16 protein-coding genes are annotated in these 18,311 nt (G+C 72.2%); 6 read left to right on the top strand and 10 right to left on the bottom strand.

Features of this window, described 5'->3' with window-relative positions; genetic code table 11:
• Nucleotides 1-18: 18 nt before the first annotated feature.
• From BLW14_RS30285 to BLW14_RS30275, 3 genes are all read right to left on the bottom strand, one after another.
• A complete protein-coding gene (locus tag BLW14_RS30285) occupies nucleotides 19-2,313 on the bottom strand; it encodes an excinuclease ABC subunit UvrA (RefSeq protein WP_093710297.1) in 2,295 nt (764 codons plus the stop codon).
• A gap of 75 nt (nucleotides 2,314-2,388) precedes the next feature.
• Complete coding sequence (locus tag BLW14_RS30280) at nucleotides 2,389-3,837, bottom strand: glycoside hydrolase family 76 protein (RefSeq protein ID WP_256332920.1); 1,449 nt, start codon at nucleotides 3,835-3,837, stop codon at nucleotides 2,389-2,391.
• A 128-nt stretch (nucleotides 3,838-3,965) separates the two neighbouring features.
• On the bottom strand, nucleotides 3,966-4,619 hold the full coding sequence (locus BLW14_RS30275; protein WP_093710295.1) for an NADPH-dependent F420 reductase: 654 nt from the start codon (nucleotides 4,617-4,619) through the stop codon (nucleotides 3,966-3,968).
• Between the two features lie 77 nt (nucleotides 4,620-4,696).
• Between BLW14_RS30275 and BLW14_RS30270 the strand changes: the two genes are divergently transcribed.
• Nucleotides 4,697-5,053: a winged helix-turn-helix transcriptional regulator gene (locus BLW14_RS30270; protein ID WP_093710294.1), complete on the top strand. Its 357-nt coding sequence runs from the start codon at nucleotides 4,697-4,699 to the stop codon at nucleotides 5,051-5,053.
• 12 nt (nucleotides 5,054-5,065) lie between these two features.
• Here the strand turns inward: BLW14_RS30270 and BLW14_RS30265 are convergent, their stop codons facing one another.
• The 4 genes from BLW14_RS30265 to BLW14_RS30250 all read right to left on the bottom strand — a co-directional run bounded on the left by BLW14_RS30265 (nucleotide 5,066) and on the right by BLW14_RS30250 (nucleotide 8,287).
• Nucleotides 5,066-5,860, bottom strand: coding sequence for an SDR family NAD(P)-dependent oxidoreductase (locus tag BLW14_RS30265; RefSeq protein WP_093710293.1), 795 nt, complete (start codon nucleotides 5,858-5,860; stop codon nucleotides 5,066-5,068).
• Nucleotides 5,861-5,944: 84 nt separating this feature from the next.
• Nucleotides 5,945-6,769 (bottom strand): aldo/keto reductase, encoded by an 825-nt coding sequence (locus BLW14_RS30260; protein ID WP_093710292.1) that lies wholly within the window; start codon nucleotides 6,767-6,769, stop codon nucleotides 5,945-5,947.
• 203 nt (nucleotides 6,770-6,972) lie between these two features.
• A complete protein-coding gene (locus BLW14_RS30255) occupies nucleotides 6,973-7,485 on the bottom strand; it encodes an NUDIX hydrolase (RefSeq protein WP_177154149.1) in 513 nt (170 codons plus the stop codon).
• Between the two features lie 22 nt (nucleotides 7,486-7,507).
• Complete coding sequence (locus BLW14_RS30250) at nucleotides 7,508-8,287, bottom strand: NAD(P)H-dependent oxidoreductase (RefSeq protein ID WP_093710291.1); 780 nt, start codon at nucleotides 8,285-8,287, stop codon at nucleotides 7,508-7,510.
• 139 nt (nucleotides 8,288-8,426) lie between these two features.
• On the opposite strand from BLW14_RS30250, the gene BLW14_RS30245 reads away from it, so the two are divergent.
• On the top strand, nucleotides 8,427-9,287 hold the full coding sequence (locus BLW14_RS30245; RefSeq protein ID WP_093710290.1) for a helix-turn-helix transcriptional regulator: 861 nt from the start codon (nucleotides 8,427-8,429) through the stop codon (nucleotides 9,285-9,287).
• Here BLW14_RS30245 and BLW14_RS30240 read toward each other — a convergent pair.
• A complete protein-coding gene (locus BLW14_RS30240; RefSeq protein ID WP_093710289.1) occupies nucleotides 9,284-10,222 on the bottom strand; it encodes an aldo/keto reductase in 939 nt (312 codons plus the stop codon). The two genes, BLW14_RS30245 and BLW14_RS30240, sit on opposite strands and share 4 nt — an antisense overlap.
• Nucleotides 10,223-10,413: 191 nt before the next feature.
• Between BLW14_RS30240 and BLW14_RS30235 the strand changes: the two genes are divergently transcribed.
• Nucleotides 10,414-11,214, top strand: a complete 801-nt coding sequence (locus tag BLW14_RS30235) for a GNAT family N-acetyltransferase (protein WP_093710288.1) — start codon at nucleotides 10,414-10,416, stop codon at nucleotides 11,212-11,214.
• A gap of 250 nt (nucleotides 11,215-11,464) precedes the next feature.
• Entirely contained in the window at nucleotides 11,465-12,529 is a 1,065-nt protein-coding gene (locus BLW14_RS30230) for an MFS transporter (RefSeq protein ID WP_177154148.1), read from the top strand.
• A gap of 57 nt (nucleotides 12,530-12,586) precedes the next feature.
• Here BLW14_RS30230 and BLW14_RS30225 read toward each other — a convergent pair whose 3' ends face one another.
• On the bottom strand, nucleotides 12,587-13,321 hold the full coding sequence (locus tag BLW14_RS30225; RefSeq protein ID WP_093710287.1) for an esterase/lipase family protein: 735 nt from the start codon (nucleotides 13,319-13,321) through the stop codon (nucleotides 12,587-12,589).
• A 216-nt stretch (nucleotides 13,322-13,537) separates the two neighbouring features.
• Here BLW14_RS30225 and BLW14_RS30220 point away from each other — a divergent pair, with 216 nt between their 5' ends.
• The gene (locus BLW14_RS30220) at nucleotides 13,538-14,296 is read left to right on the top strand and encodes a DUF1838 family protein (RefSeq protein ID WP_093710286.1); all 759 of its coding nucleotides are present in this window, start codon (nucleotides 13,538-13,540) and stop codon (nucleotides 14,294-14,296) included.
• A gap of 223 nt (nucleotides 14,297-14,519) precedes the next feature.
• Entirely contained in the window at nucleotides 14,520-17,717 is a 3,198-nt protein-coding gene (locus tag BLW14_RS30215; protein WP_093710285.1) for a TIM-barrel domain-containing protein, read from the top strand.
• Nucleotides 17,718-17,786: 69 nt separating this feature from the next.
• Here the strand turns inward: BLW14_RS30215 and BLW14_RS30210 are convergent, their stop codons facing one another.
• On the bottom strand, nucleotides 17,787-18,236 hold the full coding sequence (locus BLW14_RS30210) for a spore-associated protein (protein WP_093710284.1): 450 nt from the start codon (nucleotides 18,234-18,236) through the stop codon (nucleotides 17,787-17,789).
• Between the last annotated feature and the right edge of the window lie 75 nt (nucleotides 18,237-18,311).

Raw genomic sequence — 18,311 nt, 5'->3', positions numbered from 1 at the left:
GCGCGGGTCCGCGTCGGGTCAGGAGTCCGGCGAGGAGGCGAGGCGGAGCGCGCGGCCGGTCAGGGAGGCGGCGTCGTCGAGGAGCGCGGCGGGGGTGCCGGTGAAGACGACCCGGCCGCCGTCGGTGCCGGCGCCGGGGCCGATGTCGATGACGTGGTCGGCGCGGGCGACGACGCGGAGGTTGTGTTCGACGACGACGAGCGTGGCACCGGCGTCCAGGAGGTCGTCGAAGAGCACGTTGATCCGGTCGACGTCGCTGGGGTGCAGTCCGGTGGTCGGCTCGTCCAGGACGATCCGCTCGCCGGCCATGTCCTCCACCTGGCTGACGTGGCGCGCCAGGAGGAGCCGCTGCTTCTCGCCGCCCGAGAGGGTGTCGAGCGACTGGCCGACCGCGATGTAGCCGAGCCCGACGCGTTCCTGCCAGGACATCGCGGCGACGATGTCGGGATCGTCGGGGAACTGCTCGGCGCACGCGTGTGCCGCCATGCCGAGGACGTCGGCGATGGTGCTGCCGTTGACCGTGACGCCGAGGGCGGTGTCGTTGAAGCGCCGGCCGCCGCAGACGTCGCACGGGGTGGAGACGTCGTCGAGGAACGCCAGCTCGGTGGTGAGGTGGCCCTTGCCGCGGCAGGCGGGGCAGGCGCCCTTGGAGTTGAAGCTGAACCAGGACGGGTCGAGGCCCGACGCGCGGGCGAACGCGCCCCGGACGTGGTCGGCAACCCCGAGGATGGACAGCGAGGTGGACCGCGCCCCGCCGCGCAGCGGGTCCTGGCCCACGACGGTGAATCCGGGGTGCTGGGCGGGGAGTTCCCGGGTGGCGAGCGAGCTCTTGCCTGAGCCGGCGACCCCGGTGACGGCGGTGAGGACGCCGAGCGGGATCTCGGCGTCGAAGCCCGTCAGGTTGTTGGCCCCGGCCTTCCGGACGACGGTGGAGCCGCGCCACGGGCGGGCGGTGGTCGCGACCTCCAGCGGGGTCCCGAGCAGGCGCCCGGTAACCGTACCGCTCGCGCGGAGCGCGTCGGGCGTGCCCTCGAACTCGATCCGCCCGCCCTCGGTCCCGGCGCCCGGCCCGACGTCGATGACGTGGTCCGCGATGCCGATCATCTGCCGGTGGTGCTCGACGACGAGCACGGTGTTGCCCGCGTCCCGCAGCTGGAGCAGCAGATGGGTGAGGAGGTGGACGTCCACGGGGTGGAGGCCGACCGAGGGCTCGTCGAACACATAGGTGACGTCGGTGAGGGCGCTGCCCAGGTGCCGGACGATCTTCACGCGCTGCGCCTCGCCGCCGGAGAGCGTGGACGAGGTCCGGTCCAGGGACAGGTAGCCGAGGCCGACGGAGCGCAGGGCGTCGAGGGTGGCGCGGATGCCGTCGAGCGCGGGTTCGACGCGCGGGTCGTGGGTCTCCGCCAGCAGTTCCCGCAGCCGGGTGACGGACATGGCCGACCAGTCCGCGAGGGAACGGCCGTCGATGAGGCTGGCCCTGGCCGCCGCGTTGAGCCGGGCGCCGCGGCACTCCGGGCAGGTGTGGCGGGTGGTGATACGGTCCAGTTCCGCGCGGACCTGGGCGGAGATCTTCGTCGGGTGGTTCTTGACGAACGTGTCGCGCATGCGGGTGATGACGCCGTCGAAGCGGGCGGTCTTCGGGAACTCCGGGTCCGGGTCCGGAAGCTTCAGCTGCTCCGCGTGCAGGAAGAGGTCCATCTCCTCGTCCGTGTAGTCCTTCAGCGGCTTGTCCCGGTCGAACAGGCCGCTGTACGCGAACCGCTTCCACCGGTATCCGCCGCGCCGGAACTGGCTGAACCGGACGGGCCCCTCGTTGATGGACTTGTCGGGGTCGATGAGTTCGTCGGGGTCGATGTCGACGACGGTGCCGATGCCCTCGCATTCCGGGCACATCCCGGTCGGGTCGTTGAAGGAGTACGCGGGTGTGTAGCCGGCCGAGGGTTCGCCGATCCGGGAGAACACCAGCCGCATCAGCGGTGCGACGTCGCAGGCGGTGGCCACGACCGAGCGGGCGTTCCCGGTGAAGCGGCGCTGGTCGATGAGTGCGGTGAAGGTGAGCCCGTCCATCGACTGGACCTCGGGCGCGGGCAGTTGGGGCAGCCGGTTGCGTACGAACGTCGGGTAGGCGTCGTTGACCAGCCGCTGGGCCTCGGCCGCGATCGTGTCCAGCACCAGCGACGACTTGCCGGAGCCGGACACCCCGGTGACGACCGTGAGCGCCTTCTTGGGCACATCGAGGGTGACGTCCCTGAGGTTGTTCGTCGCCGCGCCGACCACGCGGATCACTCCGGCCGCATCCGCATTGCTCATCAGAGGATCGTACTAGCCCCAGTCCCTGCACGGGTGACGGCGCCCGGCATTTCGCGCAACGGGCGCCCCGGGGGGTCAGCCGGTGGCGGCGTTGAGCAGGTCGAGCGCGCTCTGCTGGCAGCCGTAGTCGGTCGACCCGCCGCCGCCGTTCCAGTGCGGGCCGTACTGGTCGAGGGCGTTGCGGTCGCGGGTGTAGGCGCTGTCCGCCCACCGGGTGAGGGCCGCGGCATACGGGTGATCGGAGAGCTCGCGGTCGAGGACGCCGAGGCCGCGCACGTAGGCGCCCTTGAAGCTGGGGCCGTCCCCCGAGCAGCCGTCGCCCTCGCCGGGTTCGCGCAGGACGCCGTCGGTCTGGAGGCGGACGGTGGACGCGTCGGCCAGGCCGCGCGCGGTCGTCAGGAGGCCGGCGTCGCCGGTGGCCCGGTGCAGTTCGGTCAGCGCGCCCAGGACGACACCCTGGTTGTAGGTCCAGGTCGGCTGGCCGTTGTTGGCGCAGTTGCCGTCGAGTCCGTCGTTGATCATGCGGTCACCGTTGATCATGCCGCTCTGCCGGAACCAGTCCCACTCGTTCCTCGCCCGCTCCAGGTACACGGTGTCGCCGGGGATGCGGTTGTGCAGGGCCGCCGTGAGCCGGAGGAAGAGTTCGTTGGTGATGGCGTTCTTGTAGTTGCCGTCGGTGTTCCACCGGACCCCGCCGCCGCAGGTGCCGTTCCAGTTGGCGAACATGTGGTCCGCGTCGGCCCGTGCGGTGTCGAGGTAGCGGCTCTCCCCCGTCAGGTCGTACGCGGCGATCCAGGCGAGGCCCCACCAGCCGGTGTCGTCCAGGTACTCGTTGCGGAACTGCCCGCCCTGGGCGTTGATGTTCTTCTCGTACGTGTCGGCGATGGCGTACCGGTAGCTGCCCATGCCGGTGATCCGGATGTTGTCGACGACGGCGGTCAGCGCGTTGGCGGCCGTCCACCAGCCGTTGCCGCCGAAGAGCTTGGTGCCCCGGTCGTACGACATCATCAGGGCGGTCGCGGCGGCGGTGCTCCTGCTGCCCGCGTTCCAGGTGGTGCGGGCCCAGGGGGTGCACGCGATGGCACTGCCGCCCGCGGGCTGCCCGCAGGCCCGCAGCGCGCCGACGCCCTGCGTGTTCCAGTCGTCCACGTTGTACATCTGGGTGCGCCAGCCCCGTCCCCCGGCCGGCACGGCGGTCTCGCCCAGCTTGCTGCCCGAGGCCCAGGTCCTGCCGCCGTCCATGGAGCGGTCGAGCCAGACGTGGTCGCCCTCGCCCCCGTTGTCGATGGAACCCCAGCCCATCGCGTCCGTGTCGTCGATATGGAGGGCGATCGTGCGCGAGGACACCGTGGCAGTGACGGGGATCCGCTCCTGCGGGCTGAGCGCCGGGTCCCGCGCGTCGCAGTACTTGTTGCACACCGCCGCCTCCGGTGCGGCGGCGGCGGGCACGGCACCCGCAAGGAGGGCTGACAACGTTGTCAGTACGGCACCGAAGAGGGCTGCCCTGGATCGCGCAGGCTTCATGGGAGGGCTCCCGGAACGTCTGGGGGTGACGGATGGCGCTCCGCCGGCGAGCAGGAGAACGCTCTCCGAAGTTAGCGAAGCGCCATGCGCACGTCAACGATGCGGGGTGGTGCGAGGCCGGCGCCCCGTCACCCGCGCGCGGGGCCTGCCGCGTACGCCAGCGGCGGTGCGATCGCCTGGGCGTCCGCGCCCTCGCCCACCCACAGGCCGATGAACAGCGCCGCCGTGGCCTCCAGGAGTCCCGCGCGCTCCAGCCCGCCGCCCGGCACGGGTTCGCACCCGGTGTCCCGTACGAGCCGGCGTACGCGCGCGAGGGAAGGTTCGTCGTCCCCGCACACCGGTACGGCCAGCGGCCGGCCGTCGAAGACGGGCGGGGCCATGCGCCACACGTCCTCGTGGCAGAGGTTGAACGCCTTGACCACATGAACTCCCGGAGCCGCGCAGGCCAGTCGCTCCGCCGCGGAGCGGCCGTCGCGGGTCAGCAGCCGGAAGCCGGGGCCCACGGGGTTGGAGCAGTCGATCAGCGCCTTGCCCTCCAGAGCCGTGCGCAGCTCCCCCACCACCTCCGCCCCGGCACCGAAGGGCAGTGCGGCCAGCACCACGTCACCGTAGGCGGCCGCCTCGCGCAGCCCGCGGGCCTTCGCGCCGCCGCCGAGACGCGCCGCGAGCCGCTGGGCCCGGTCCGTGTCGCGGCCTCCGACGACCACGTCGTGTCCGGCCCGCGCCCAGTGGGTGGCGAGCGCCTGCGCCATGTTCCCCGCGCCCAGTACGCCGATCTTCATCACGCATGTCCTTTCGACGGCGGCCCGTTCAGCCGTTCGCGTCGACGCTAGAACGCCGCTCGGGCACCATCTGGTACGTGACCACCGACGCCTTCCTCGCCGACTGCCGCGCACGCCTGGCCTTCGACCTGCTCTCCCACACGTGGAACGCCGTGGTGCTCTGGTCGCTGCGCGACGGCCCCCGCCGCCCGGTCGAACTGCGCGAGCACATCGGGTCGATCAGCTCCAAGGTGCTCACCGAGACGCTGCGCCGCCTCCAGTTCAACGGGCTCGTGTCCCGGCAGGCGTACCCCGGTTCCCCTCCCCACGTCGAGTACGCCCTCACCCCTCTGGGGCGCACCCTGCTGGGGCCCATCGACGCCATCGGGGCGTGGGCGTTCGAGCACGGCGACGAGGTGATGGCGGCGCAGGACGCCGGCGCGGACGAGCGGTAGCGGCGGGCGGGCTCAGGGCAGGATCGAGTCGACGTACCCGCCGTCCACGCGGAGTGCGCCGCCCGTGGTCGCGGAGGCGAGCGGGGACGCGAGGTAGACGACCATGTTCGCGATCTCCTCCGGCTCGATCAGGCGTTGCAGCAGCGACTGGGGACGGTGCCTGACCATGAACTCGTGCTGGGCCTCGTCCCAGGGGAGGTCGTCGCCGACGAGTTCGCGGACGAAGTCCCCGACGCCGCCGGTGTGGGTGGGGCCCGCGATGACGGAGTTGACCGTGACTCCGGTGCCGGCGGCGTCCTTGGCGAAGCCACGGGAGACGGCGAGCAGCGAGGTCTTCGTCATGCCGTAGTGGATCATCTCGGCGGGGATGACCACGGCGGAGTCGCTGGCGATGTTGAGGACACGCCCCCACCCCTTCTCCTTCATGGCCGGCAGGTAGGCGCGGATGAGCCGGACGGCGGAGAGGACGTTGATCTCGAAGTAGCGGCGCCACTCCGCGTCGTCGATCTCCAGCGGGGCGGCGGATCCGAAGACGCCGAGGCTGTTGACCAGGATGTCGACCGCGGGCGCGGCCTCCAGCACGGCAGCGGTGCCGTCCTCGGTCGCGAGGTCGCCCGCCGCGCCGGTGACCTCGTCGCTGCCCGAGGCGGTCCGCACGGCGTGCACGGCCTCGGCGACGCGTTCCCGGCCGCGGCCGTTCACGACGACGTGCGCCCCGGCGCGGGCCAGCCCTACGGCGATGGCCTCGCCGATGCCCTGGGTGGAGCCGGTCACCAGGGCGGTGCGGCCGGAGAGATCGATGTGCATGGGCGGGTCCTCCTCGTGCCCGGGGCGCTGCCCGCGCGGGTGGGCGGTCGGGCGCCCGTCCGGCCGGACGGGCGCCGCACTGCGTCAGTTGAGGGTGTCGGGGTCCGGTCCCGTCCGCAGTCCCCGGTCGAGGGCGGCGATGTCGGCCAGGTCGGTGCCGGTGAGCTCGAATCCGAAGACGTCGAGGTTCTGCCGGATGCGGGCGGGCGTGACGGACTTGGGGATCACGATGTTGCCCGTCTGAAGGTGCCAGCGCAGCACGACCTGCGCGGGGGTTACGCCGTTGGCCTGAGCGATACGGGTGATCGCCCCGTCCTCCAGCACCGCGCCCTGGGCCAGCGGGCTCCACGCCTCGGTCGCGATGCCGTGCTCGGCGTGGAAGGCGCGCAGCTCGGCCTGCTGGAGGCCGGGGTGCAGCTCGACCTGGTTGACCGCCGGGACCGTGCCGGTCTGCTGCATGAGCCGCCGCAGGTGCGGGACCTGGAAGTTGGAGACCCCGATGGCGCGGGCGCGGCCGTCGCTGAGGATCTTCTCCAGGGCCTTGTACGTCTCCACGTACAGGTCGCGGGCCGGGGTGGGCCAGTGGATGAGGTAGAGGTCGACGTGGTCCAGGCCCAGCTTGGCCAGGGAGGCGTCGAAGGCGTCGAGGGCCTGGTCGTAGCCCTGATCGGCGTTCCACAGCTTGGTGGTGACGAAGAGCTCCTCGCGCGGCACGCCGGAATCGGCGATGGCCCGGCCGACACCGCGCTCGTTGCCGTACACCGCGGCGGTGTCGATGCTGCGGTAGCCGGCGTCCAGGGCGTGACCGACCGCGGCGGCGGTCTCGTCGTCGGGGACCTGGAAGACGCCGAAGCCGAGCTGGGGCATGCGTACGCCGTTGTTGAGGGTGATGTGGGGTGCGGAGGTCATGGGGGGTGGTCCTTTTCGTCCTCGACGTCGCGCTGCGGCGCGGGCGGCGACCTGGATCGCCGCCGACTCGCGCACGTAAATGCAAGCGCCTCTTACATGCATCGACAATACTTGCAGACGCGCACTAATGCAATCGACAACTCCCCGCGTCGGCACCTATTCCCGCGCCGGTACGGTCGATGACCGGGTTCAGGAACCTGCGCTCACTCCGGATCGGCGTCCTCGTCGAAGTCCCCCAGATGCAGCGGCGCCCGGCCCGTGTCCGCCTCGGCAGCGGTGAGCAGGCCGGGCAGGAGGGCGGCCATCCCCTTGGGCCGGACGGTCTCGACGGTGACCGCCAGCTCCGGCACGGTCCACCAGCGGTGCCCGTAGCGGGCCTCCTCCGTCTCGACGTTCATGGAGCGGACCTCGTCCGCCGTGACGCGGGCCAGGCGGTACTCCTCGTACTGGTCGTAGAACCGGCCGTCGACGCTGAAGAGCGTCTGCCGCGTCCAGGCGAGCGGGCCCAGCCTGTCGCCCGCGATCCTCAGGGCCGTCTCCTCCCAGGTCTCGCGGACAGCGGCCTGTATGGGGCTCTCCCCCGGCTCGACTCCTCCTCCGACGGTGAACCACCACCTGGCGCCCGGTCTGCGCGGGTCGCGACCGCACAGCAGGAGCAGCCGGTCCTCCTCGTCGACCAGCAGGACCCGGGACGTCGACCGCTTCCTCCGCATCATGGGCGCCGAGGCTAGCGGAACCTCACCGCTTCACATGGAGGCCGAAGCCTGTGCGGCCGACCGGTTCCAAGCCCTCCTTGAGGTGCAGGGAGGGGATCTCGTAGTCGCCGGAGTTCTGGCGGCGGAACGGGACCGGGTCGGTCGACTCCAGGGTGAGCAGGCGCTGTTCCCATGCCTTGGCCACCTCCGGGTAGTCCGCCTCGGTCATCCGGTCGGTGCCGTAGAGGACGAAGGGCGGCAGTACCTCCAGGCCCGGGTAGTAGAGGATGCCGTGCTGGATCGGGAACAGCAGGTCGTCGACGGGGCCGTTGATGCCCCGGGACGAGTAGTGGGACTCCAGGCCGCCGACCGTCACCGACAGCAGGGCCCGGCGGCCGGCGAGCGTGCCTTCGCCGTAGCGCTCGCCGTACTCGGTGTCGTTGTGCTCGCCGACGCCGTACGCGAAGTGGAAGGTGAACACGCGGTCCACCCAGCCCTTCAGGATCGCGGGCATCGAGTACCACCACAGCGGGAACTGGAAGATGACGGTGTCCGCCCACAGCAGCTTCTCCTGCTCGGCGCGCACGTCCGGGGTGAGCGTCCCGGCGTCGAAGGCGCGGCCGGAGTCGCGCGCCACCTTCAGGGGGGTCGAGGCCTCGGGACCGTAGTCCGCGGCGTCGACGACGGCCTTCCAGCCCATCGCGTACAGGTCGCTCACCCGTACCTCGTGCCCGGCGGCCTCCAGCGTCGAGACCGCGAGGTCCTTCAGCGAGCTGTTGAGGGACCGCGGCTCGGGGTGGGCGTGGACGATGAGCGTCTTCATGGCGGGCTCCTTCGGATCGGATGCCTCGATCCTGGCCGCCCCGGCGCTCCTTGTTCAGGGGCGCCGCTTCCGTCGGACGGGACTTCCTGGTACCGGCAGGGCCACCCTCGTGCGCGGCGGGCGTGGCCATACTGGGGCCATGGACGATCTCGCGGGATTCCTGCGGACCCGGCGCGCACGGGTCGACCCGGCCACGGCCGGTATCTCCGCCGGCAGCCGCCGTCGGGTCAACGGGCTGCGCCGCGAGGAGGTCGCGCACCTGTCCGGGGTCAGCGTCGACTACTACGTGCGCCTGGAGCAGGGCCGCGCCACCCAGCCCTCCGAGCAGGTGCTGGACGCGCTCGCCCGCGTCCTCGGCCTGGACGACACCGAGCGCGAGCACCTCGACCGGCTGGCCCGGCAGCGCCGTCGGCACTCGAAGGCTCCGGGCGGGCGGGTACGGCCGGAGGTGCTGCGGGTCCTCGACCTGGTCGTGGACGCCCCCGCGGTGCTCATGGACCACCGCATGGACATCCTCGCGGGCAACCGCCTCGCCCGGCTGCTGTACGGCCGGCCGCTGCCGGGGCTGAACACCGCCCGGCACCTGTTCCTGGAGGAGACCGAGCGGGGTCTGTACGCCGAGTGGGACCAGTGCACCCTGGACGCGGTCGGTCATCTGAGGCTGGCCGCCGGCAAGTACCCCGACGACGCGCGGCTGGCCTCGCTCATCGGGGAGCTGTCGATGGGCAGCGACCGCTTCCGCCGGCTGTGGGCCCGCGCGGACGTGCGCGCCCGGACGCACGGACGCAAGGTGTACCGGCACCCGCTGGTCGGGCTGCTGGAGTTGCACCAGGAGAATTTCGCCCTGGCGGACGCGCCGGGCGGGGAGATGATCGTGCTCTCCGCCGCCCCGGGCAGCGCAGCCGAGGACGGGCTGCGGCTGCTGGCCGGGCTGGGCGTGGAGGCGGAGGACGACGAGGCACCCGCCCTGCCCCGCGCCCGCGAGGAACGCCCCCGCTAGCGCGCCGCCTCGAAGCGCGCCATCTGTTCGCCGCTGAGCCGGACGTCCCGGGCGGCGAGCGCTTCCTCGACGTGCTGGACGCGGCTGACGCCGACGATGGGGGCGATGCCCTGGTGGAGCAGCCAGGCCAGGACGACCTGGTTCTTCGTCGCGGAGACCTCCTCGGCCACCTCGTCCAGGACCGCGAGCACCCGGGAGGTTCCGGGATGGTCGTAGATGTCCTGGAAGGGCTTGTCCGGGCGGGTGTAGGAGCCCCACAGCAGGGAGCTGTACGCCCACACGTCGAGCCCTTCGGACGCGGCGAGGTCCAGGTCATCGGGGGTGAGGTGTCGGTGGCCGCCCTCGGCGAGCGGGGTCAGGGGGCGCGGCTGGACGAGCGAGTGGCGCAGTTGCAGAGCGGTCCACGGCTCGGCGCCCTGTTCCCGGGCGAGCGAGCGGGCGCGCTCGACGCGCCAGGCGGTGTGGTTGGCCGCGCCGACCCGCAGGGCGGTTCCCTCGGCGACGAGTTCTCCGAAGGCCCCGACGGTGTCCGCCAGGGGCACGGTGCGGTCCTCGGCGTGCGCCCACAGCATGTCGACGTGGTCGACGCCGAGGCGTTCCAGGCTCTCCCGCATGCCCGCGTGGACGGCGCGGGCGGAGAGACCCTCGGCGCTCTGCGGCCAGGAGTGCGGGACGAGCGGGTTCTGCCGGACCTTGGTCGCTATGCGCACGGAGTCGCGCGCACCGGGCCGGGCCCGGAGCCAGGCGCCGATCACGCGCTCGCTGGCGCCGCCGACGCCGCTCGGGTCTGCCCAGAAGGAGTAGCAGTTCGCGGTGTCGAGCCAGTCGCCGCCGCCGGCGACGAAGGAGTCGAGGATCGCGAAGGACGTGTCGGAGTCGACCTGCGTGCCGAAGCCCATGGTGCCCAGGACGATGCCGGGGTTCGTGTTGTTCATGTCCCTCATGCTCTGCGTTGAAGTGCGCTCCAGGTCAAGCCCGTTCTCCCGGGGCCGCCTCGAAAGGTGCACGGGTCCATGAATCACCCCCGCGGGCGGCCGGCCCGGACCTAGGCTCCCGGTGACGGCGGGCGGAGGGCCGTCCACGCCCGGACGACTCCTCGCGCGCGCCCGATACCTGGGGAGTCGAGATGGCGGATCTCGCCGCATCGGTGGAGTCGATGGAACAACTCGCCGTCGTCTGGCGGGCCATGGTGCTCGACCGCGACGCCGGCGCGGACGTACGGGACCTGCCGGGGATCGCCGTGCGCTGGGCCGACTGCGGTTTCGCGTTCTGGAACTGCGTCACGCTGACCGACGTCGGCGCGGACGCCCGGCTCGCCGAACGCCGCCTGGCCGAGGCGGCTGCGATCATGCGGGCCAAGCGGCGGCCCGGCTTCCTCTGGGTCTTCGAGGACCTCCTCGACGAGGAGGCCCGCGCCTCGCTGGACGAGGCGGCCGAGCGGGCGGGCCTGGAGTACGCCTTCCCCGGTACGGGCATGGCGGGCGACCTGTTCCCGCTTCCCGAACCGGCCCACCCCGAGCTGGAGTTCGTACGCGTGAGTGAGGAGGAGCAGCTGCTGGCCTACGCGGACCTCAACTCGCGTGCTTACGGCTTCCCTCCGGAGGCGGGCCGCGACGGGCTCGCGGGGTCCGCGCTGTGGAGGAGCGGGGTGCACGCCTATCTCGGGCTTCGGCAGGGTGAGCCGGTGACGTGTGCGGCGACCGTCGAGGCGGCGGGCCGGCTGTTCGTCGTCCTGGTCGCGACCGATCCGCGCTGGGAGCGCCGGGGGTACGGGGAGGCCGTGACGCGCAAGGCGCTGTACGAGGGGGCCAGAGCGACCGGCCTCACACGCGCCACCCTGCACGCGACGGCGGCCGGGGCGCCGGTGTATCCGCGGATCGGGTTCGAGCCGAATTCGGCGATGCGTTTCTACGGGTTGCGGGGGTGAGCGGCGGGGCGCCGGGCCTGTCACGGAATCGTGGCGTTCGGGGCGAGAGCCCCCCGGCCCCGGACGGCCCGTCGCGTGGCCGGTGAGGGTGGACGTCGTCCGCTGCCCCGTCTACGCTCGCCGCATCGGCGGCCGGGAGCGCTCGGCCCGCCGGTCGCCATCGCAACCATTCGAGAGACCACTGCCCGGTGACGGAGCCGGCGTGGGGTGCGCGTCCCCGCCCCGCGCCAGCACTGGACGGTTCCAGGCGATGACCACGGGTCGGCAGCTCAGGACGCCGACGACCCCGTGCGGTCGGCCCCGCCTCCTCGCGCACACCGCCTCCGTGGCCTCGCTGCTGGCCCTCGCCTCGGCCGGCGCACCGCCCGGCGTGCTCGCGGCGGCGGGGGCGCTGGCGGGCGGCACGATCCCGCAGCTGGGGGCGTTGTCCGCCGCCCGCTGGTCCGCGCTGCTCCGGGACGGGCGGGAGGCCCTGCCCACCGCCTTCGCGCTGGAGTCGCTGGCCAACGGGGCGTGCTACCTGACCGGTCCCGCTCTCGTCGCCGCGGCCGGGGCGGGAGGCGATCCGGCGTACGGCATGGTGCCGGCCACGGCCCTGGTGGCGGGCGGCGGGCCGGCCCTCGCCGCACAGCGCCGCACGGCTCCCGCACCTGCCGCCGCCGCCGAACGCCGCGACGCGGGGCGCTCGTTGCTGCGGGCTGGCTTCGCGGCACAGTTCGGGGTGAACCTGGCCCTCGGGCTGTACTTCGGTGCGATGCAGGTCTCGGTGACGGCCTTCGCGGTACAGCACGGAGAGCCGGGTGCGGCCGCGCCGCTGCACGCGGTGTCGAACTGCGCCGGTCTGCCGGCCGGGTGGCTCTACGGACTGCGGCGGTGGCACGGCTCGTCGGACGCTCAGCTCGCCGTGATCACAGCCTGTTCGGTGGTGGCGTGTGTACCCCTCCTGATCGTCGGCACTCCCGCCGGGATGGGGATCGCGCTCACCGTGACCGGCCTCGCGGTCCCACCGGTGCTGGTCCTCTCCTCAGTGATCACCTCCGCATCGGTGCACCCCGCCGCGCTCACCCGGGCGTTCACCTGGCTGAACTCCGCGAGCGCCGCCGGGTCGGCCGGTGCGGCGGCGCCGGGTCGGCCGGTGCGGCGGCGCCGGGTCGGCCGGTGCGGCGGCGCCGGGTCGGCCGGTGCGGCGGCGCCGGCGGGAAGTGCGGTGGACGCGTACGGCGCGCACGGCGGCTTCGCGGTCGGGGCGGCGGCCACCTCGGCGATGGCCGTGCTCGCAACGGGCCGGTTGAGCGGGGCCCGTCGGCGCACGTGAGGGGTCCGGCCCCGGCGACGCGGCGTCGGGGACCGGACCCTTCCGGGACGCGCGGGGTCAGGAGGCGATGAACCGCGCGACCCGGCCGAGCACAACCGTGTCCGCCAGGTATCCGATGTGGTTCTGGCAAATCACGTTGTTGTTCGTCGCACCGGTCAGGCGGGTGCTGGTGTACGGGAGGATGACGCCGTCGCACGCCGAGTACCAGGTGGCGTACTTGGTGTCGCCCGGGGTCTCGTCACCGGAGGTGAGCTGGGAGATGAACGAGGAGCCCGGGTACATCTGTTGGCAGGTCGTGTAGATCAGGCAGGCACCGGCGGCCGTGGTGCCGTGGTTGGCGCCGGCGATGGAGGCGAGGTGGCTGACGCTGCTGTTGCCGCCCAGCACCTTCAGGTAGTACTGGCTGACCAGGCCGCCCATGGAGTGGTTGACGATCGCGACCTTGCTCGCGCCGGTCCGGGACTTCACTCCGTTGACGAAGGCGGCGAGGCCCTGCGCGTTGGTGATGTTGTTGCCGTAGGAGTCGTACTCGTACGCGAACAGGTTGGAGCTGGACCATCCGTTGAGGCGGAAGACGCTCATGGCGGTGACCCAGTTGGAGGCACTGCCTGTGTAGCCGTGGACGAAGACGACCGGGGTGCCGGTCGACAGCGGCTGCACGGCGGCCGCGCGGGCCGTAGCCGGGGCCGACGTCTCGGCGGCACCGGCCGTGGACGCCGAGGAGAAGAGGGTGAACGCGACCGTGACGGCCGCGAGGACGCCGAGGAGCCGGCGCGGTGAACGACGACGCATGGGGCACTCCTGAGGGGATGCGAGTTCGGGGTTGCCTGCCCGCTCAAGGTTCCGGGCGCGGGACAGCCGCGCCATCGGCTAATTCACCGGTCTTCCGCAGCTGGAGCTCCGTGGTCCGGGGTCGGCCGGGCCACGGACCGGCGGTTTTCGGCCGTTCGGGTCCGCGAGGCGGTGTTCCGCCCCCGGCCGGCGCGGCCCTCGCGCAGAGTGCTGCGTATGACCACACCCGCCGAACTGCTCCGCTCCCTCGCCCGCACCCGGGCCTCCCTCGACGGGGAGGAGGTCACGTACTGGTGGTCGGGCGATGTGTACTCCTGGGCTCCCGACCAGCCCTACCAGCGTCTGTTCGGCTTCGAGGGGGTCAATGTGGCCCGCCTCGTCCAGGATGCCGAGGCCGGTCCCGACGCCTACCGACTGCTCACCCGCGAGGCCGCCTTCTACCTGGACCCGCTCACCCGCGAGATCCTGGAGACCTGGCAGAACCTGCCGGTGGTGCACGTCTGGAACGACCCGGCCAACCAGAAGTGGCGGCCCTTCCCGGTGCCGGTGACGGAGTTGGGCAGACAGGTGTGCTTCAGCCTGGAGATCCCGCTGTCCTACCCGTCGCCGCTGCCCGTCGCGGAGTACCCGCGGCACTCGTCCGGGGACACCTACCGGGCGCTGGAGCTGTTCCAGTTCTTCGCCGACCGGGCGGACCTGGCCGGTTCGGCGCCCGGTGTGCCCGCCACCATGTCGTGGACGAGGATGTCCCCGTGGCTGCCGTGGATGGCCCGGGGCCAGGCACCGGGCGGACTGACCTTCCACTGCCGGGGCCGGAAGCTCGGCTCCTACACCGAGGTGCCGGAGCGCACCCGCGCCTACATCGCCGACCGGCACCCCGAGTTCGCACATGCGCCGGAGCGGTGGACCGAACCGAACGAGACCAGCTGGACCTACTTCCGCAAGCTCAACCCGCCGTCGCGGCAGGGCGCGTGAGCGGGGTCGGTTCTCGCGCCCGGTAGCGGCGGCCTTATGGACACCGGGCCGTGGCCGTGCTCTCATGCCACTTGCCTTTTCCAACGATGCACAACGAGCGGTGCGGACGGGCCGGCCGGTCGGCGTGAGAACGGAGTCGCACATGAAACCTCCATCCGCGAGGCGGTGGCGGGGGCTGCGCCGGTGGATCGGTGGAGCCGCCGTCCTCGGCACCGCCGCGGCCATGACGGTGACGGGCACGGCCGCGCCGGCGTCGGCGGGCGGTGCGCACAGCCATCGCATCCCCACGGTCACCTCCGGCGACGCCCGGTTCCAGGTCCTGTCGCCGACGCTGATCCGGACCGAGTACGCGGGTGACGGCGAGTTCACCGACGAGGCGACGTTCAACGCGATCGGCCGCGGTTCCTTCGCCCCGGCTGCGTACACCGCGAAGACCTCGGGCGGCTGGCTCACCCTCACCACGAGCGCGGTGACGCTGCGGTACAAGGTCGGCTCCGGGCCCTTCGACGCGAGCAACCTGTCCGTCCGGCTCAACGCCGGCGACGCCCCCGTGACCACCACCCCCTGGCACCGGATCACCTGCGCGCCGGGGGCGCTCTGCGAGGCGGAGAGCTTGCGGGCCGGCGGGGTCTCCGTGGCGTCCGACCACCGCGGCTACACCGGGACGGGGTTCGCCGCCGGCTTCGAGGGCACCGGCGTCTCCCTGTCGTCTGACATCGATGTCAAGGAGTCGGGCTCCTACCGGTTCGCCGTGCGGTACGCCAACGCGCGCGGCGGTGACGGGCAGACGGAGCCGCGCACGCTGACCGTGTCCGTGGACGGCGGTGACGAGCAGCGCTTGACCCTGGCGCCGACGGCTGACTGGGACACCTGGGACGTCGCCTCCGCCGGAGTGCGGCTGGACGCCGGGCACCACACGGTGGCCCTGACCCGCACGGCCGAGGACTCCGGCAGCGTCAACGTCGACAGCGTCGCGCTGCTGGGCGAGGGCGAGGCGTTCCCGCCCGCGTCCACCACGGCGGTCCCGGACTGCCGGTTCGGCGTGAGCTGCGAGGCGGAGACCGGGCGCATCGGCGGTACGGCAGCCGCGGCGACGGATCACCAGGGCTTCGCGGGCAGCGGCTTCGTCGCGGAACTCAACCAGGGCTCCTCGCTGACGACGCACATGGTGGAGGTCCCCTCGGACGGCACGTACACCCTGCGCGTCCGCTACGCCAACGGGGCGGGCGGCGACGGCCGGCACGAGACGCGCACCGCGACGGTGTCCGCGGGCGGCGCCACCGGCACCCTGTCGTTCCCGGCGACGGACGACTGGGACACCTGGTCGACGGCCACCCTGCCCGTCCGCCTGAAGGCGGGCGCCAACGACGTCACGCTGAGCTGCCCGGACGCGGAGAGCTGCCATGTGAACGCGGACACCGTGTCCGTCGCCGCGACCGGCGATCCGGCCCCGCAGCCGCATGTGGCCCTCGGCGGCTACCGGCGCGGCCTCGACGGCGTCACCGGCAACGGCGCCGCCCCCGTCACCACACCCGGCCTCCTGAACCGGGACGGCTGGTACCTCCTCGACGACACCCCGTCGGCGCTCTACGACACCGCCTCGCGCAAGGTCACCCAGCGCTCCGACCACGGCGGCGCCCCCTACCAGGACGGGTACCTCTTCGGCTACGGGCACGACTACAAGCGGGGTCTCGGCGACCTGGCCAAGCTCACCGGGCCGCCCGCGCTGCTGCCCTCCTGGGTGTACGGCGTCTGGTACTCGGAGTACATCGACCGCACCGACGCGGACTACCGGAACACGATCCTGCCGAAGTTCCGGTCCGAGGGCGTGCCGCTGGACGTGCTGGTGACGGACACCGACTACAAGGCCGTGAACGCGTGGAGCGGCTGGGAGATCGACCCGGACAAGTTCCCCGATCCGAAGGGGTTCTTCGACTGGTCGGAGGCCCAGGGACTGCACAACACCCTCAATGTGCACCCCAGCATCCTCGCCGCCGATCCGCAGTTCGCGCAGGCCCAGAAGACCGCCAAGGGCAAGCTGGAGAAGGGCGGTTGCGCGGGAGGAGCGGGTGACGACTGCTACACCTTCGACTTCGGCGACCCGGATCAGCTGAAGGCGTACATGGATCTGCACCGGACCATGGACGAGCAGGGCAACGACTTCTGGTGGCTGGACTGGTGCTGCGACGCGGCGCAGTCGTCGCTGCCGGGTGTGACCCCGGACGCCTGGATCAACCAGCAGTACGCGGACGCCACCGGCGAGCACCTCGACCGGCCGTTCGTCCTCTCGCGCGCCTACGGTTCGCTCCAGGCCGGCGGCTACAGCGGCCAGCAGGCGGTGCCCACCGGCCCCTGGGCGGACAAGCGCACCACGGTCCACTTCACCGGCGACACCTCCTCCACGTGGGGCACCCTGAAGTTCGAGGTGGGATACACACCGGCCGAATCGGCGGCCACCGGGATGGCCAACGTCACCCATGACATCGGGGGCCACAACGACACGACGGGCCTCAAGGGCTCGGAGACGTACACCGACGGCGGCGGCACGCACACCACGACGAAGCTGCCGGACGATCTGTACGCGCGCTGGGTGCAGTTCGGCACCTTCCAGCCCGTCGACCGGCTGCACAGCAACCACAGCGACCGGCTGCCCTGGCAGTACGGGGCCGAGGCATCGGCCTCCGCGAGCAAGTTCCTCAACCTCCGGGAGAAGCTGCTGCCCTACACGTACACGCTCGCCGAGGAGGCGAACCGGACCGGCGTGCCGATCGTGCGGCCCATGTATCTGGAGTACCCGGAGGAGCAGCAGGCGTACGCGACCGCCGGCAGCGAGTACTTCTACGGCTCCGACATGCTGGTCGCCCCGGTCACCACGCCCGGCACGTCCGCGAAGACGTCGGTGTGGTTCCCGCCCGGGCAGTGGACGGACTACTTCACCGGCAGGACGTACGAGGGCGGCACCACGCAGGACGTGACGACCACGCTGGACACGATGCCGGTGTTCGTCCGGGCCGGTGCGATCGTGCCGAGCCGTACGAGGGACGTCGCGCACGACGGGGCGGCCGGTGCGGACGACCTCACGCTCACGATCGCCTCCGGCGGTTCCGGTTCCTTCAGCGTGTACGAGGACGACGGGGGCGCCCCGGGGAAGGCCCGGAGCGCCACGACGAAGGTCTCGTACAAGGTGGCGGGCGGGCGCCACACGGTGTCCATCGGCCCGGCGAAGGGGTCGTTCCAGGGCCAGGCGAAGAGCCGTACGTGGACCGTGTCCGTCAAGGCGGATCACGCGCCGAAGCGGGTCGAGGCGGCCGGCGCGCACCTGTCCGCGCACGCGTACACATGGGACGCCTACACCGGGACGCTGACGGTCACCCTGCCGAGGACCGGCGTGCGCGCGCCGGTGAGTGTGACGTACTGGTAGAGCGGCCCGGCGAATGGGATGGGCCCGTCCCCGGTGCGAACCGGGGGCGGGCCCTGCGAGCGGCGCGGATCAGCGGACTTCGAGGGTCCGGCGCTCCTTGAACGCGGCGCAGTTGGAGTTGTCCACGGAGACGGACACGTTGGCGATCTGGCCGCCCCAGCTGACGCAGTGGCCCTTGCCGTAGACGTAGGCGGGACCGGCGTACGACGTGTACCTCCCGTAGTCCCCGGCCGACTCGTCCGTGTCGGTGACGTAGATGTACGTGGACATGTCCTTCGCCGCACCGGGGGTGGACCGGATGGTCACCACACAGTTCCTGCCGTTCGACGCGTTGTACGTCAGGTAGACCGTGCCGAGGGAGCCCACGGCGGCGGAGTTCACGGTCTTGTAGGCGCTCCCGCAGACCTTCTGCGGGGTGGTGTTGGGTGCGGCGGAGGCAGCCGGGCCGAAGGCGGCCGTCGCGCCGGCCATCAGGGTGGTCAGGGCCCCGACGGCCGCGAGAGTACGGATGTTTCGCATTTTTCCCCCTTGTAGCTCCAGGAGCGTTTTGCTCCCACTTGGTGGGACCTCCGAGGGACACGGATGGTTGTATGC

The organism is Streptomyces sp. 2131.1 (assembly GCF_900105515.1).
GTDB lineage: Bacteria > Actinomycetota > Actinomycetes > Streptomycetales > Streptomycetaceae > Streptomyces > Streptomyces drozdowiczii.
The sequence above is the reverse complement of the archived record's forward strand: the minus strand, read 5'-3'. Positions and strand labels throughout refer to the sequence as shown.

What these genes read in the sequence shown, in the direction of transcription:
- BLW14_RS30210 (WP_093710284.1), bottom strand. Translation starts at nt 18,236, where the DNA reads ATGCGAAACATCCGTACTCTCGCGGCCGTCGGGGCCCTGACCACCCTG.
- BLW14_RS30240 (WP_093710289.1), bottom strand. Translation starts at nt 10,222, where the DNA reads ATGAACAACACGAACCCCGGCATCGTCCTGGGCACCATGGGCTTCGGC.
- BLW14_RS30260 (WP_093710292.1), bottom strand. Translation starts at nt 6,769, where the DNA reads ATGACCTCCGCACCCCACATCACCCTCAACAACGGCGTACGCATGCCC.
- BLW14_RS30215 (WP_093710285.1), top strand. Translation starts at nt 14,520, where the DNA reads ATGACGGTGACGGGCACGGCCGCGCCGGCGTCGGCGGGCGGTGCGCAC.
- BLW14_RS30220 (WP_093710286.1), top strand. Translation starts at nt 13,538, where the DNA reads ATGACCACACCCGCCGAACTGCTCCGCTCCCTCGCCCGCACCCGGGCC.
- BLW14_RS30230 (WP_177154148.1), top strand. Translation starts at nt 11,465, where the DNA reads ATGACCACGGGTCGGCAGCTCAGGACGCCGACGACCCCGTGCGGTCGG.
- BLW14_RS30245 (WP_093710290.1), top strand. Translation starts at nt 8,427, where the DNA reads ATGGACGATCTCGCGGGATTCCTGCGGACCCGGCGCGCACGGGTCGAC.
- BLW14_RS30255 (WP_177154149.1), bottom strand. Translation starts at nt 7,485, where the DNA reads ATGATGCGGAGGAAGCGGTCGACGTCCCGGGTCCTGCTGGTCGACGAG.
- BLW14_RS30275 (WP_093710295.1), bottom strand. Translation starts at nt 4,619, where the DNA reads ATGAAGATCGGCGTACTGGGCGCGGGGAACATGGCGCAGGCGCTCGCC.
- BLW14_RS30285 (WP_093710297.1), bottom strand. Translation starts at nt 2,313, where the DNA reads ATGAGCAATGCGGATGCGGCCGGAGTGATCCGCGTGGTCGGCGCGGCG.
- BLW14_RS30250 (WP_093710291.1), bottom strand. Translation starts at nt 8,287, where the DNA reads ATGAAGACGCTCATCGTCCACGCCCACCCCGAGCCGCGGTCCCTCAAC.
- BLW14_RS30235 (WP_093710288.1), top strand. Translation starts at nt 10,414, where the DNA reads ATGGCGGATCTCGCCGCATCGGTGGAGTCGATGGAACAACTCGCCGTC.
- BLW14_RS30225 (WP_093710287.1), bottom strand. Translation starts at nt 13,321, where the DNA reads ATGCGTCGTCGTTCACCGCGCCGGCTCCTCGGCGTCCTCGCGGCCGTC.
- BLW14_RS30280 (WP_256332920.1), bottom strand. Translation starts at nt 3,837, where the DNA reads ATGAAGCCTGCGCGATCCAGGGCAGCCCTCTTCGGTGCCGTACTGACA.
- BLW14_RS30265 (WP_093710293.1), bottom strand. Translation starts at nt 5,860, where the DNA reads ATGCACATCGATCTCTCCGGCCGCACCGCCCTGGTGACCGGCTCCACC.